8 protein-coding genes are annotated in these 15,127 nt (G+C 51.8%); all 8 read right to left on the bottom strand.

What is annotated here, in order from left to right; genetic code table 11:
* Positions 1 to 8: 8 nt before the first annotated feature.
* Positions 9 to 446: a hypothetical protein gene (locus JW499_RS00655; protein ID WP_205208771.1), complete on the bottom strand. Its 438-nt coding sequence runs from the start codon at positions 444 to 446 to the stop codon at positions 9 to 11.
* A gap of 349 nt (positions 447 to 795) precedes the next feature.
* Complete coding sequence (locus tag JW499_RS00650) at positions 796 to 3,240, bottom strand: Ig-like domain-containing protein (RefSeq protein ID WP_205208770.1); 2,445 nt, start codon at positions 3,238 to 3,240, stop codon at positions 796 to 798.
* A gap of 37 nt (positions 3,241 to 3,277) precedes the next feature.
* A complete protein-coding gene (locus JW499_RS00645) occupies positions 3,278 to 4,636 on the bottom strand; it encodes a multicopper oxidase domain-containing protein (protein WP_205208769.1) in 1,359 nt (452 codons plus the stop codon).
* 25 nt (positions 4,637 to 4,661) lie between these two features.
* Positions 4,662 to 5,888 carry a multicopper oxidase domain-containing protein gene (locus JW499_RS00640; RefSeq protein ID WP_205208768.1) on the bottom strand — a complete coding sequence of 409 codons (1,227 nt, stop codon included), beginning with the start codon at positions 5,886 to 5,888 and terminating at the stop codon, positions 4,662 to 4,664.
* 70 nt (positions 5,889 to 5,958) lie between these two features.
* Positions 5,959 to 11,838, bottom strand: a complete 5,880-nt coding sequence (locus tag JW499_RS00635) for a hypothetical protein (RefSeq protein ID WP_205208767.1) — start codon at positions 11,836 to 11,838, stop codon at positions 5,959 to 5,961.
* 289 nt (positions 11,839 to 12,127) lie between these two features.
* Complete coding sequence (locus JW499_RS00630; RefSeq protein ID WP_205208766.1) at positions 12,128 to 13,855, bottom strand: c-type cytochrome; 1,728 nt, start codon at positions 13,853 to 13,855, stop codon at positions 12,128 to 12,130.
* Positions 13,856 to 13,863: 8 nt separating this feature from the next.
* The gene (locus tag JW499_RS00625; RefSeq protein ID WP_205208765.1) at positions 13,864 to 14,640 is read right to left on the bottom strand and encodes an SCO family protein; all 777 of its coding nucleotides are present in this window, start codon (positions 14,638 to 14,640) and stop codon (positions 13,864 to 13,866) included.
* Complete coding sequence (locus JW499_RS00620; RefSeq protein ID WP_205208764.1) at positions 14,597 to 15,091, bottom strand: response regulator; 495 nt, start codon at positions 15,089 to 15,091, stop codon at positions 14,597 to 14,599. The genes JW499_RS00625 and JW499_RS00620 overlap by 44 nt, the downstream gene beginning before the upstream one ends.
* Positions 15,092 to 15,127 lie beyond the last annotated feature (36 nt).

The raw sequence follows: 15,127 nt of genomic DNA, 5'->3' as shown, positions 1-15,127 counted from the left end.
GCTCCACTTCAGCTGTTGCTGACCTTCAATCCGGGTATTTCAAGTTTGCCAATCTGAATACTGACCTCATCACCGATATTTACCTGGCGGCGGGGGTTGGCAAAGAAGATGAAATAGTTGGTATCAGTTCTGGGTTCTCTGGAAGACTGACGCAGAGGTCCAATCTTGGAAGGAGCTGGCACCTGCAGGTGGTTGCCAGTACTGGTAACGATCAGTTGCGGTTTGATTGAGCGGTCGAGCACTTTTTTAGCCTTAACCGGATCTGTCACCTTGTAACGAAAATCGAGCATATAACCTGCAGCAGACTGGCGCAGAGAGATGACACGGATACCCCACTGCTGTTCAAGCTCTGCCTGCACATTTTCAGGTAAAATCCCGGCTGCGGCCGCTGGCTGAAGAAGCTGTACTGCACAACAGAGCAATAGTATCTTCAGCGAATGAAGCATGTTAATTCTGAAAAAGCTGATCATCGCTTTCCCTCCCCCATTGGTTAATCCTGGACTGTCTCCAATCCCATTACAGACAGCGTATTAATTATTAAGCAATTTACAGGCCGTATTAGATTTTCTTCTTTATAAATTGAATTAAATCAGATAGTTAGGTGTGTATGTTTTTGGAGACAATGGCGGGGCGGGTGGTATGTCTGGTTGCCTCTCTCATTTGCGACATAAAACCAGGGGGATTTTTGTTAAATATGAGAATATGATCCTGCTGATTTAAAAATAAAAAAAGGGGAGCCTTAAGGCTCCCCTTTGGCAAACAGTTGTCCTACCCTGGACTCTGCTTGCTGGGGGGTTAGTTGGTTACATTCACACGAACACTGGTCGATTTAGACTCCAGACCAAGGTTGTCGTAAACCCTGTACCGGAACACATCTGTACCGACAAAGTTGGTTGCAGGTGTAAATGAGATCGTTCCGTCGGGATTTACCGTTGCTATGCCGCCGTTAATCGGTTGCAGCTTGATGTAAACCGTAGAAGGATCGATAAACCCGGTTGAATCGGTATCATTGGCAAGAACATCAATTACAATGCTGGTGTTCTTAGTCATTGATACGTTATCGACGACACCGACAGGTGCTTCGTTAACGGGTTCCGGACTGGTTTCAACAGTGATAGTGATTGTGCCCTGCGCCTGACCGCCGTAACTATCTTCAACCGTATAGGTTGCTGTTTCCACCCCACTGCTAATAACAGGGGTGTAGGTAAAGCTACCATCAGCTGCGATGACCAGACTGCCACCATTATCGGTAACCAGACTGCCGGCAACAACCGAGAGGGTGTTCATGTCAGGGTCGCTATCGTTAGCCAGAACACCCGGTGCCGCAACAGTTAGCCCAGCTGGGTTAAGGCGCAGATCAAGATTATAGTTGTCATCGCCTGGCAGCGGTGCACTGTTAACGTAAGGTGTACCACTGCTCCAACTCATACCATTAATATTCGCATGATTGGGTAAGCTTGTTACGACCGACATATCCAGCCTGTTTTGCAGAAGGCCGGTGGTGTTATTGAGACCAAAGCTTCCGCTGTAGTGCAGCACATCTTCTTTCCCTGCATTGATGCCCACCAGCGGGTTTTTATCCAGAAGGATACTGAATAGCAACTGGTTGGCATCAGGGTGTGTCAGTGCGTCAATATCTGCAGCACCATCATTAAAGTCTGAGCTCAGATCACTGCCATCAAACATGATTGACCAGGTTCTGGTAGCCTGACTGAAACGAATCACATCCTCGTCTTTGGCCAGCGCTACACCAGGCAGACTAACAGACCCTCTGGTCGAAATTTGCAAATCGCCATTAACATCGATACTCAGCGCATCAATGTTCGAAGCAGGGGTTGTGAGTCCCAGCTCAGCGCCGGTATAAGCGATGCTGAACTCGCTACCGACATTGGCAGGATTGAAAATCACCAGATCGGATGGCCCGACCGGATCGATAAGACCGGGTACTGTAGTGGGGTCTGCGAATGACAGCATCATGCGACCATCATTGAACACATGCAGTGCATCGATATCTGCAGGGGTGGTCCCATCAGATGACAGCACAAGGTTATAGGATGAGCCATCCAATACCATCGCCCAGTCACCCGTGGCCGCATTGAAACTTACCACATCACGGTTTTCGACAAGCCCGACGACAGGAATCATGGTCAGATTGCTGTTCGCGTTATTACTGTACATAGAGAAGTAGTACAGTGGATCCAGTCCTGCTGTGGTTCCCGATACGGTGAACTGATTTACCAGACCACCCCCGACACCGCCGGCAATGGTGGTATTCAGTCGACGATCAAACAGCGATAGTTTTGTAGAACCTTCTCCTAAGGTAACCAACCCGTCCTTTGACTGCCCAGGTGCCAGATTCACTGAATACTGGCGGCGCGGATAGGGATAGGGATAGCCGGACTCTGCAACCAGATCCATCGTGTCGCCCAGCAGCATTGGTGCGAGGGTGTCAAGATTCATGTTGATCATCCGCAGCAGCGTGGTACTGCCGGCCGGACCGATATCTTCAGGTAAACTGCCAACATTGTAGGTTTCCCCGTTGACCAGAAAATATTTTGGCTTATAGACGATAGTACTTGTCATCGCACACTCATAATTCCCGGTAGCAGGATTGAGAGCTGGATTAGCACAATTAGCGCCATATTCGCCGTTGTTGACTGCCTCATGCAAGACAGGGTCGATGGCGCTATAGATCAGCACCTTATCCTGATCGTAGGTGACGCCTGGGTAGGCAGTATTTACGGCTTCGTTATGGATCATCGCCCCATACAGCCCCATCTGGACCTGAACCTGAACATGGGTCCCGGACTGGTAAGGGTAGGTGCCGGGTTTGATATTATTCCAGGTATACACGCCGGTGGTTCCCGGAGCGGTTTCAGCGACAAAAGAACGAATTCTGTCCCGTCCCTGTGGATCGGTGAAGGTCACAGGCGTTCCGCCAACTGAGGGCAGTCCCTGACCCGGAATCATTACCGATGTAGCATCGTTGGGCAGGGTGTTACGCAGATTAATCGTCAGCGTAGTATCACCCACGGGAACATCCAGTTGTGGCCCTGGAACAGTGGCGTTACAGGTGCCACCGGTATCAATTCCATAGCCCCACATACGCACGGCGAGAGGGACCGATGGAATGTTTGTCTGTGTTTCGCCTACGCACAGGTCGTAGGTTGCCGCTTGAATCGTACCAGATGTCAGCATCAGGGATCCGATTAGCAAAGCGGAGTGTCTCAGGATATTCATAATAAGACTCCTTTTCCTTAATTCTCTGATGCCAACCCTATGGGATTGGTACGCCAGGTGGTTCAACAATCAGCATCGTCATCATGCCGCCGGGGAAAATATCGTTGTTGACCAGCTCTTTCTCTGTGTGGGAGTGCCACATAAAGAACAGGCCACCATTAAGGTTAAGACCGCCCTCACCGGGAGGCAGGGATTCCATTGAGCCCAGATATGGGCTACCGCTGTAGAAACCACCAAAGGTCAGGTCAAGGTTTTCAGGCAGATCAACGGGAATCGGAACGTTGTGGTAGCGACAATCTTCAAAGCTAACGGGGTCAGTAGAATCACTGGCTGTCTCGACACCATTACAGAGTGCTCCACTGCCGTCGGTGTGACCGTAAATATCCCAGCCCATGTTTCTGCCGGTCCACTCGAAGATCGCATCATATGTGGCCCCTGGCAGAACCTGCTGGGTATAGTCACCAAATGCCAGATCAGCTCCGACGGTAGCGGCATTAGCCGGATCACTGGTCAGTACCTGACCATCACGGGCGATCTGCAGGAAGTGGTTACCATGGGTATGCAACGGGTGCATATCGTGGCCGGCACCGATAATCCGTAACAACACTTTCTCACCCGGATGCATCCGTGTCAGAGAGCCGTAGGGCTGATGAGGCATCCAGGCAACATTATGATCGAACATGGTGTCAGGGCCGTTGCGGCCATTCATAAACCACAGTACCGCGTGATAGTTGCTGGTATCAGGCTGCAGACCCAGATCCACGGCCTGATGGATAGAGGTATCCATCTCGGTCAGGAAGTAGAGATACTCGTGATCATAGGCAGAGTCGGCATTATTGTATGCCTGGCTATCCGGGTTGGTCGCAGGGCGAACGATGAGTGCACCGCTCAGCCCCATTTCCACCTGCAGATCAGGATTGGAGCCACTGTGGTAAAGGTAGGTTCCGGGTTTACTTGCAGTAAAGCTGTAGGTCACCGTTTCACCGATACTGGCCTCCTCAGTCAGCACAACACGGTCTGCACTGCCATTAACACCGAGGTCGTTTGAGACTACGGCGGCAACATTCTGCATGCCCGGGAATACCATTGACACCGGCTCGCCGATATCGGTATTGGTCAGGTTGATGGTGACCGCATCACCCTCATGGACGATGATAGTGGGACCGGGATATTGCACCTCAGTCGCTGCATTATCCAGATCACCGTAGGCCCAGATCAGCAGGTTGTCGCCGTCAGGGGTGCTGATGGCTGCTGCTGCGGCTTCCAGGTTAAAGGTTTTCTGGTGGCCATCGGTGGTAGTTCCCTCGATGCCCATGATCTCTGCCTGCACTGTCAGGCTGGTGGCTGTAAGCACCAGCGCGCTGGTCAGTGCGGCAAAGCTGCGTAATAGTTTCATGATAGTTCTCCTTGCCTGCTCAGACTCAGTTGACAATGATTTCGGTCATCATCCCGCCAAAATCTTCATCACCGTTACTCAGGTAGTTGAGGTTACCTGTGTAGAGGTAATACTTACCGGCAGCGACATCGGCCGTATCCAGCAGCACATCAATTGCCTCACCGCCACCGAGGGTGACCGAGTTGGTTTTGTAGTACAGCTTTTTACCATCGGGGCCGATATGTTGCTTGGCACCCATTCCCACCACCTGCATCGGAATTCCGAGCGTATTCAGTGAGTAAAAGCGGGTGACGTTCAGGTTAGAAAGCCGCAGAAGAATTTTCTGGCCCTGAGTTGCCTCGATATGGGTATCGACTTTCTGGGTCTGACGAGCAGGTTTGAACGGGATACCCGCATCCAGGTAGCTGTCTACGGAAGCCAGCGGTCCGGCAATTGTTGTGTCCGGATAGCCCCGGCCATTCATCATCGGGTAGTTATCCTCCATCTCTGCAAAGGGCAGGGGTTGAACGCCCTCACTGGCATCGTGGAAACGGGAGTCAAAAGAACCGATCTGGATCGGTACTTCAACATCGTAACCGGTAGAGCCATCACCATCGTTGTAGACAAATTTGTCGTAAACACGGCCAGAAGCAGCAGGATACTCAATGGGGGTACCATCCTGATTTGGGTGCACATAGAGATTACCCAGCATACCCATCTGCATATGTTCGGTTGCTTCAACGTGGCAGTGATACATATAGGTGCCGGGGTCCTGGACATTGTAGTAATAGGTCAGGCTGGCACCCATATTGATTGCGATTGCGGTATCCGGCAAGCCATCAAATACCGATGATGCATTGGGGAAACCGTGGAAGTGGACCGTGTGTGGGTCAAACAGGTCGGGCCGCATCACCATTCCGGTGTTAGACAGGGTGAGGTAGAAAGGCTGTCCCTGTTTTAAGGAAATGCTGGGGGCCGGAAACTCTGCCGACAGCACCCCTTCAGACATCACCTGGCTATCGGGTATACCGGTCATATTACCAAAGCCAAACATATACATGGGGCGGTCATCGGCCATTTTTATATAGCCATCACCACCGGACAGATGCATACATTTAACGGTAGAGTCTTCACCCGCATCGGTATTATCCCCATCGGCGTTAAGGTCACCGGGACACTGTGTATAGACGGTTGCGCTGGCAAGGCCGGCGCAGCTGATCATCGCACCAGCAATAACAGCTCTGACCATCAGACTTATTGCTTTCTTGTTCATGGTTTCGCTCCTTTAACTTTTGAGCTGATACCTGTCAGGGTGCGGCCGGCCGGGCCGGCCGCAGTGACTGTTATCGGATTTCCAGTGGGATATGATTTAATACACGGTTACCGATCCGAACACTGACCTCGGTAACCCCGGTTGTGGCAGGGCCCTGCGAATCACCGTAGGTCCAGCGTCCATTCGGACGTACTATAGTGTTCTGGAACGGTGTACCAGTGGCAGTACCATTAAGGTAAATACTAACCGGCGTGCCCGGTGCAAATGTAGTCCAGCCTCTCAATGACCAGGAAATATCGCTATTGGGCTGATGGATCGCCAGCGCCTGATCAACTGAAATATCCTTGTTGAGGGTGACTGTTGCTGCATTTGCCAGAGGACTTGCCGATGCTTTGTACTGGAAGCTGAACTGACCTACTGACGCCGATCCTGTGGGCGTACGGAAGGTAAACTGCCTTGCGAGTGGATCATTCCAGGACAGTACGCCGCCACCGGTTTCGCTGCCAGTGACAGGCACCGCTGCTTGCCAGTTGATGGTGTCGATATCATTGTTGAGCAGATTCTGGATGTTCAGTGTATAAGCCTGCAGGTCGCCAATAGGGCCTGAACGGTTTACCCGACGAACATCGTCCACTGCAACCGGAATTGCTCCCAGTGCCAGCTCTTCAGCACCAATTTCGGGCGCCGAACCATAGAACCGCGGAGTACCGTAGAAGTCAGCGTCAGACAGGTTGGCGTTGCCAATCAGAATATCGGCCTGGCCTCTGTCAATCGCTCTGTTGCTGGAGTTGTTATCAAGGCGATAATTACCGCGAAGCGTTGGATCCAGTGTCAGAGGACCGAAGCGTACATCGATAAAGTTACCGCCTTCATCCAGTGCCGCAGCAATGTTGATGCTGGTGGTTTGCTCCTGCTGTTGCAGCGTTTGTCCAGGCTGACCGTTTTCCAGAGGATCGATAAAGATCTTATGGTTAGGGCCGGCAATCCAGTTTCCATCCGCCGGATCAGCCCGATATACCTGGTTTTCTGCAATATTTGTCAGCAGAGTGTTTTTAGGATGCAGCGTGAGTGCTGTGTTATCAACAACCGCAATATCGCTGTATACAGGCGCATCACCATTGCCGATGTCAGGCACCAGACCAAAGGTCTGAGGCGCATTGGCACCATTGATAAACCAATAGAAGCTGCGGTTACGCAGGATAATATTGTTTACCATTTCAGGGTCAGAGAAGCTCTGGCCTGTGGCGCTTGCCAGGTCAGCAGTGTGCAGATGCGAAGCAACACCCGCACCAGGCTGTGGCGAAGAGTCCCGTGTGACGCCGACAGCCGGGTTCATTGAGAGCGCAGTGGTTGCTGTGCTGTCATTATAAGCGATGGTGTTGTGCACCATGCTGACTGCACTGGCGTCATGGATAGAGACACCACCACCGTCACGTCCGGCGACGTTGTTGACGATAATATTGTCATACAGCCTGATGCTGTGCCACAGGCTGCTGGTGGCAGGATTGGCTTCAACGTCGGCGCCGTTAATAAAGCTCAGTTTGACACCACCGCCGCTACCGGCACCCGCCTGGTTGCCCATGATCATATTGCCTTCGATCAGTACGGAACCCGATCCCGGAGTCTGAGAAACACCACCAACCGCGTTGGCCAGGCCCTCTTTACCGGCGATATAGATACCACCACCGTGTACCTCAAGACCCTGATTGAAGGTCTGGTTGTAAGCGATAGTGTTGTTGGCGATCACACCGTTGTTGCTCAGGCCCAGATGGCCGATACCGGCACCGGAACCCATGCTGAAGTTACCGCAGAGCATATTGCTGGTGATCTGGTAGTTATCGCTGCCGGTATAGAGAGCTACACCGCCACCGACACCGCCGTTGCCGCCGTTCTGGTTGATCTGATTGTTGTGGATATTGATATTGTTGTTTTGAGCATCAACATGAACCGATGCATCGTTAACCGTGGTAACCAGATCAGGGTAACCAACACGGATACCACCACCGAAGTTACCGGAGTTGGTGTAGACTTTGTTGTTACTGATCTCGAGGTTATCGACATAGCCACCGACAAAGATACCGCCACCATCAATGGCACCGGTGATACCCAGACCATCAATACGTGACTGGTTACCTGCATATTCGCCGACATTACCAACGACAAGAATAGCCGGGCCCTCTTCAGTACCGAAGATAGGCACCTGGTCGACGATATTCAGTCCACCCAGTGTCTGGCCTGGCAGCAGATCAAAGGCCAGATCAACAGCCAGTTGATAAACCTTATCACGCCAGTTCTGCAGTTTGAGTGCAGGTGCACGTACCGCATTGATTGTGGTTGATGCTGCACCGAAGCCCTGCAGCCGAACCGGCTTATGCATAATGACCAGCTCATGGTAATCGCCAGGAGAGACCAGAATCAGATCGCCTGGATTCGCTGCATCGATAGCATCCTGAATCGGCGTGCCGGACAGGTTGTTGGTTGGATAGACAGTGGTAACTGTTTCACCCGGTGCAAGAATATTCAGCGTAACGGAGTTAACAGACTTCTCTCCGGTGGCGCTGGTGATCTCCAACTGGCCAGTTGATGCACCTGCAGGCACATCGAAGGTGATTGTTTCGTTGCTCCAGATCGCATTGGTAATGGGAGTTCCACCCAGGGTTAAGGTGCCGGATGTGCCGAAGCCATAATCACGGGCAACTGTTTTCGTTGTGTTAGCGGTGCCATCAAACTCTGGGTTTGGTACCTGAACGATGCCCTGAGAGGTAATGGTAACCGTATCGCCTTCAACAACGGCCGGACCGGTTGAGGCGTTAGTGCTTTCGACCTTTAAGATACCCGGAGTCTGTGTTGGCAGTGCGCAGTCCAGAGGGAACTGGTTTGGACCTGCGAAAGCTGCGACAGGAACAACCGGAGTATCCAGATAGGTGGTTGAGCCAGGCATATACTGGAAGGTATAACAGAACTGGCTGTATTGTGGGTCATGGAATGGATCTGCTTCCAGTTTTCCGGTCACCGGATTGTAAACCGGGCTGGCATCGTTCATACATGCGGTCAGCATGTTAGGTGATACGCCGGTAGGCATCGGCAGGTTAACTGAATAGGTGGAAGGTAGCAGTGCGTTAAAGTGACCCCATTCATCGGAATAGGTACGCAGAATTTCACGGCCAGTCCAGTCTTTGAATGAGACTGGCAGCCATGGTGGCGCATATTTCTCACCAAAGTTGGGTGAGTTAGGGTCAAACTCGTTGGCAGTATCATCCAGAATACCACCGACAACATGCGCGGCGATTGGCACATCGGTGAACATAAAGAAGTCCGCTGCAGCGTTTTTACCGGTTGTCAGCAGTACTGATTTACGGTCACACAGAGGGCGGGTCTGGCCTGCAAATGGAGCCGCATCCGGAGTCGAACCGGTTACCAGAGGCGCACCATTAGCATCGGTCAGATAGCTCATATACGGTGGTACTGTGTGATTGTCACCAATACACTCAGGTGGTAGTTGAAGAGGGGCTGGTACATAGGTATCGCCGTAATCTACGTTACGATCTTCCTCTTTCACCAGCTCATATCCAGCAGGAAGAACCGCCTCAACTATATAGGCTCCCTTTTGCAGATCGCTGAAGGCATAACCACCATCGAATACACCGTTGGTAATCTGGTTAAAGTTACGCAGACCATCATAGCAATCGGTAGTGAAAGCACCATTCGGCGCAAGCTCTGGGTGGGCGGTAAAGCTATCTCCCTGGCAGGCTGTGGGATTGGAATCATCCCAGCTATCGGCATAGGTGACCTGAATCGCATCACCCAGATCGAAGCTACCGTTACCGTTACGGTCGGTGTCCTCTGGTCCGGGGAAGTTGCCTAATGGGTAGAGATCAATATCTGGTGGAGTATGCTGAGAAACGCCGTTAACACGTGGAGCATTACCACCGCCAGCGGTATCAATCAGACCATCATTTTCTGCATCTTTATAGAGGTTAACCTGTACCCTTGGGATACCCGGTTCCCACTCTTCACCTACGGCAAAACGGGGGTCATTTTCTGCCCGGGTAATGGCGTAGTAGATAATACCTGAGATGCCACCGTTTTCGCCGTCAGGGTAGTGTCTCTTACCAAATTCCAGGCGGTTGGTCTGGCCAAGGAAATCCTGCATCCCCAGTGTCAGGATCTGCCCCTGAAGTGTGGTTGACAGGTTGTTACCGGTATTCGGGTTAATGGCTGGGTCACCAGCGGTTGCTCCGATACAGGCGGTATCACCCATATCCACGGCGACATCAATACGTGCCTGAGTACAGAACTGCGGTTGAGGGTTGAGTTTATCGAAGGTTGGGTCATCCCAACCCGCATCGGGGCGTACTTCGCCGCCGTTATCAACAACGTAGGTCGCTCCGGTTGCTTTCAGGGTGGCAAAATCGACCTCGGCTACCAGCCAGTGGAAGAATGGGAACACCTCGTCAAACGGTGCTTCACCTTCAGTATCGATGGGGAAGGACTGGTAGATGGTACCGTTACGGAAACGCAGATTAACCGCAGAGGCATCAGCCCCCAGGTTTGTTTCGCCCGGATCTCGGAAGCCGTTCTGGTTTTCATCGTTAAATACACTGGCGCTCAAGCGGGCAAACCAGTTGAACACCGGCAGTTCCGCCAGATCAACCAAGGCATTCGGGGTTGCAGGAACAGTGACATTCTTCTGCGCGATAACAATATCCAGGTTGGTATCCCAGATCGCTATGGTATAGTCGCCCGCAGGTACATTGCTGAATGTAAACTCGCTGTTGTCATTGCAGGGCTGAACATCAATGGCGCTCAGATTGGGCGCCCGGTTCAGACCGACCCAGCAGCCCGGTGTCGGATCACCGTTATAGAACGCCAGTTCCGGTGGGCGGGACATATGGTTGTTAACCACCTGACCGGTGATGGTTGCAGTACCCGCGTTATCGGTTTTATAGGCAGTATCTTCAACCTGCTTGGTGAAACCGAGGAAGGCGTGGAACCCTGGAGGGCCGAACTCAACAAAGTAAGAGGGTTCATTCGCCGCAGGCCAGACATCAATCACCGCTGTACCTTCGATGGTAGAGGTTTGAATCCAGCCTTTGCCTGTAGGTGGCGTAACGATAACCCCATATTTTGCCGGTGGCAGGTTTTTAACAACGACGTAGCCATCCGCCCCTGGGTGGATGATGCCATCGCCCAGTGACACAATAATGGGGGACCCATCGACGTCCAGCACCGCATTCCCCTGAGCATCGTATTGATACTCCGTACCCAGAGGGTTGCCGAAAGCATCCTGCGAAACCGGTCCACCGGTAGCACCGTAGCGGCCACCGGCTTCTTCAACCAGTACACGGAACTGAGTCGGATCGAAGTGACCTCCGTCAGGCTCATTAATCCGTGAAGGGTTGATGCTGGTGGCAGGGTTCTCTTCCGGGAGATCCGGAGCACCATTGATCGGGCTGAAATCTTCAAAGACTAAAACAGAGAACTGCGCAGTGGGCAGTGGCAGAGGGTTTACAACCACCTCAACATCAGTGGCGCCCTCGTTAATCTCTGCCCCACCAATGGTATAACCACTGTGGGGAGTTACGCTGAGGAAGTAGCGTTTTGCCGGGTCCAGATCGGGTGAGCTGACCGGGGATTGATTGCCCATTGCCGATTCACCTTTCGCAATGACTGGTGAATGGCTGCTATGGAAGCCTGTGGCAAGGGTTTTTCCAGTTGCAACGCCTGGTTTTATGTTCCAGGTGTTATCCTCTTCGATCAGCCAGCGGAAGCCATCCACGGGCAGAAAATTATCAGGATTCGCAGGGTCAGGTGTTACCACGTTAATGTTAACTGTCTGAGCCTGCACCGGTGAAACAGCGAGAAAGCTGGCGAAAAGCAGAGAGCAGCCTATCGCTGCCTTGTGTGCTCCATCACCGCATTGTCGCTTTAACTTTTTGAAACAAGACATGGCGTCGAACCCCCTCTTGTCGTTCTCTTTTTATGAATCATCGTAATGTCGGCTAGCAAAAAATGTCCCGATACTGCGACGTGAATAAGGTTAGCCTTGGCAAGTTACTACGCAAAAAGTGCACCATGTACGGAAATTATTTTTTTAACTTCTTTAAAAACAGTGTGTTGCATTGATTTCTTTGGCGAGGTCAGAATGTGTTGCCTATAGGTAACACTTTGTTTCTCTCATTTGAGACAGAGCAGGGAGGGGGGATTTCTTAATATTGCAAAAAGCTGGGCCTGAATCGTTATCGCTCTGGTGCGGCCCAATATTGACGTGTTTCTTCCGCAGAACCGTCGATCTTTTTGAGGGGGATAAGATAACAACCTTTTGATGCAAATCGCTGTCCTGGCGCAAGACTAAGACGTTGATATACAGAGGTTTCCGGACTGTTCTCTAACATATGTTCGATGCGCTCAATGAGGTAGTCCTGAGAGAAATTGCTGCGGATATGCATCATCGATTCAGTCAGAACGCTGAGTGCCAGGTAGGTGTTGGATTGCAACCTCTCATAGGGGGTTGCAATGCCTCGGGCATATAGCCAGGTTTTACTGCGAATTCTCTGGCTAGTGCTGCCGGGCAGGCTATAGGGGTGGAGCAGCCAGCTTTGCTCGCTTAGCCATCCGGGTATCTGATCAAGTTGACGATTCAGCAGTGTCGAGGAGAGAATCACCGTTGCATCGGCCAGGCCGGAATGCGCCGATAGTTTTTTCAGTTCAGGCCCGGTAAGCCAGAGAATATACAGGGTACTGGCGCTATTCTCAGAAGTGAGAGAGGGGTTGTTGAGGTATTCAGAAAGGGAGAGGGTCTCCGACACCGTTGGGGCGGATAGTGAAGTTACTTTGCGCGCCAGGGTCTCGGCTGCAACTGTGGAGCGAACATCCTCGCCTGTCACCTGAATTACTTTATTGTAGCGGCTATGTTTCTTCAGCAGGTAGATCACCCGGCGGGCTTCCAGGTTCATTCCAGCTGAGAAATAGATACTGTAATGGCCAGGCGTGTCAGGTGGCAGATCGGTATTGGGAAACAGGCAGGGCAGGGCCTGAGCTTCACAAAATGCGCTGACGGGCTCCCAGCGCTGATGGCTGGTCCCCCCGACAACTGCAAATACCGGGTTGGTATCATAATACTGTTGCAACTGGGCGAACCAGGTTGACGGGTCGCCCCGTAATTCCCAGAGATTCAGTTCCCAATGACGGTAGTTATCGTATTGCCAGTCTTTATGCCAGGGTGAATATTTTACCCGCCGTACCTCATGCCGGGTCTGAGCATTTTTCTCTTTAACAAACTGGTTCAGGGTGCTGAGAAGGGCCTGCTTCTCCTCTGCAGAAACGTCATCCGTAATGATGGTTGCCAGTTGAAGGTTATCAGCACTGACACCCGGTGGAGCAGAGTAATCCAGTGTGTTGAGGTAGTTAATCAATGCATCGGTCTGGGCGTCGTTTAACTGATAACGGGGCATCACTTTACTCAGCGTTTTTCCTGTCGAACTGATCCCCTGAGTGATTGCCATTCGCAGGGTATCCCGGGTATAAGCGGGCCGGGTATAAAACCCCTCTGTGCGCTCAGCGTAGAGTTCTCTCTGTTTTACCTCTATCGGCGCAAACAGCGTTGGGCCAGTAATATCGGGAACCTGATAGCCGCCTTCGCTGGTACCCAGACCGCTGTGGCGGTGACAGTTAGCACAGGCAAACAGTTCCCCCGGCAGGGACTGTCCCTGACTGAGTACTGAGATTGAGGAGCCATCCGATGGTTGGCCGGTCATAAACAGTGAACGCCCCTCGGAGGGTTGGTTTCGTGCAAATCGGTTTACCAAGCCCGTCTCAGTTGCTGAGTCTGGTGTCCGCTGTTTGCCGATCGGCTGAGGGTTGGCTGTCTCTGTCTGAACAGTAGCCTGCCCGGCCTGCCCGGTGAGAGGCAGGCAGCCTATGGCAACAACAAACGCTGCGCTCAGTAATGCGTTTATCACAGACATGGCGATGATCAGTGGCCCATGGTCATATGGTGGTACTCACTGACCAGTTGTTCACTGCTGGGGAAACCATCGAGCCGGGTCCAGGGTTTATCAGCACTGGCGCGCAGATAAGTGACGGGTTCGTGGTTCATTTTACTGCCGCGATAGATATCAAAGGCTTTTTGCAGTTGAATACTGTCTTCTACTGAGCCGGTTATAAAGCTCCAGTTATCACGCGCTTCGAATTTTTTCGCGTAGCGTTGCAATGCTTCAGGGGTATCCTCTTCCGGGTCTATCGAGATTGAGATCATGCTGAGGTCTTCCACCCCTGCCAGTTCCCGGTTGACAATTGAGAATGTTGAGCTGAGAACCGGACAGATTGTCGGGCAGGTGGTGAAGATAAAGTTGACCAGTACCGGCTTGTCGCTATTCAGCAGTTTATCAATCGCAACCGGCTCGCCATTCTGATTAAGCATGGTCAGGTGTGGGGCTTTATAGTCATGGCTGCTGCGCTGTACCTGGTCTTTCCCGGCCATGTTACTCATCATCGCTTTGTGATGAGCATGAGGGTCCTCTCCCTCAGTGGCCATTGCGTGATCTTCATGTGCGCTGTGATCCATTTTCATCTCAGCCATCATCGCCTTATGCTGCGCGTGGCTGTCTTCACTGCTGATCTCCATTGCCGGTTCATGCTGGCCCCCTTCATGGGCCTGGAGTAATGAGGTGGATAGCAGGGCTAATGCAGCGACTGTCAGTCCTGTTTTAACCGGATTTGTGAGTAACGATCTGATCTGTTTCCTGTTCATGGCAATACTCCCCCGTTGAGTGCCAGTGTGCTGCCAGCGATGAAAACGCCAGCTCCTCTCTCAGGTAGTCATTTTCCACACTCAGACGTTGAAGTCTGAGTAGCTGTGCAACATTGATAAGTACCTCTTCCTGGCACAGTGGCTCAATCAGAAAGTCGCTTACCTGTTGCACAAATTCGGGGGTTCCGGCGGGGCTGGTGGTGGCTGATAAAATTGCAATCAGCTTTGCCATCGGTGCCCTGGCATGAAGTTTACGTACCAGCCGTTGTGGAGATATATTGGACAATTCAGCAGAAAATATTATCAGTTTAGGCTGTTCCCGTCGCAATATCTTCATCGCCGAATGATAATCACTGGCAAAAGATAAACGATTTCTGGTTGGCCTGAGCCAGGTAAATAATTTCTGCTGGTTAGAGGGTGATTCATCAATAATCAGAATTGTTGATGTCATATCACTGTCCGCCAATCGTCTCGTAGCTGATCATCC

The organism is Amphritea pacifica, from assembly GCF_016924145.1.
GTDB lineage: Bacteria > Pseudomonadota > Gammaproteobacteria > Pseudomonadales > Balneatricaceae > Amphritea > Amphritea pacifica.
Note: the sequence above shows the minus strand (reverse complement) of the source record. Positions and strands in the feature narration are given on the sequence as shown.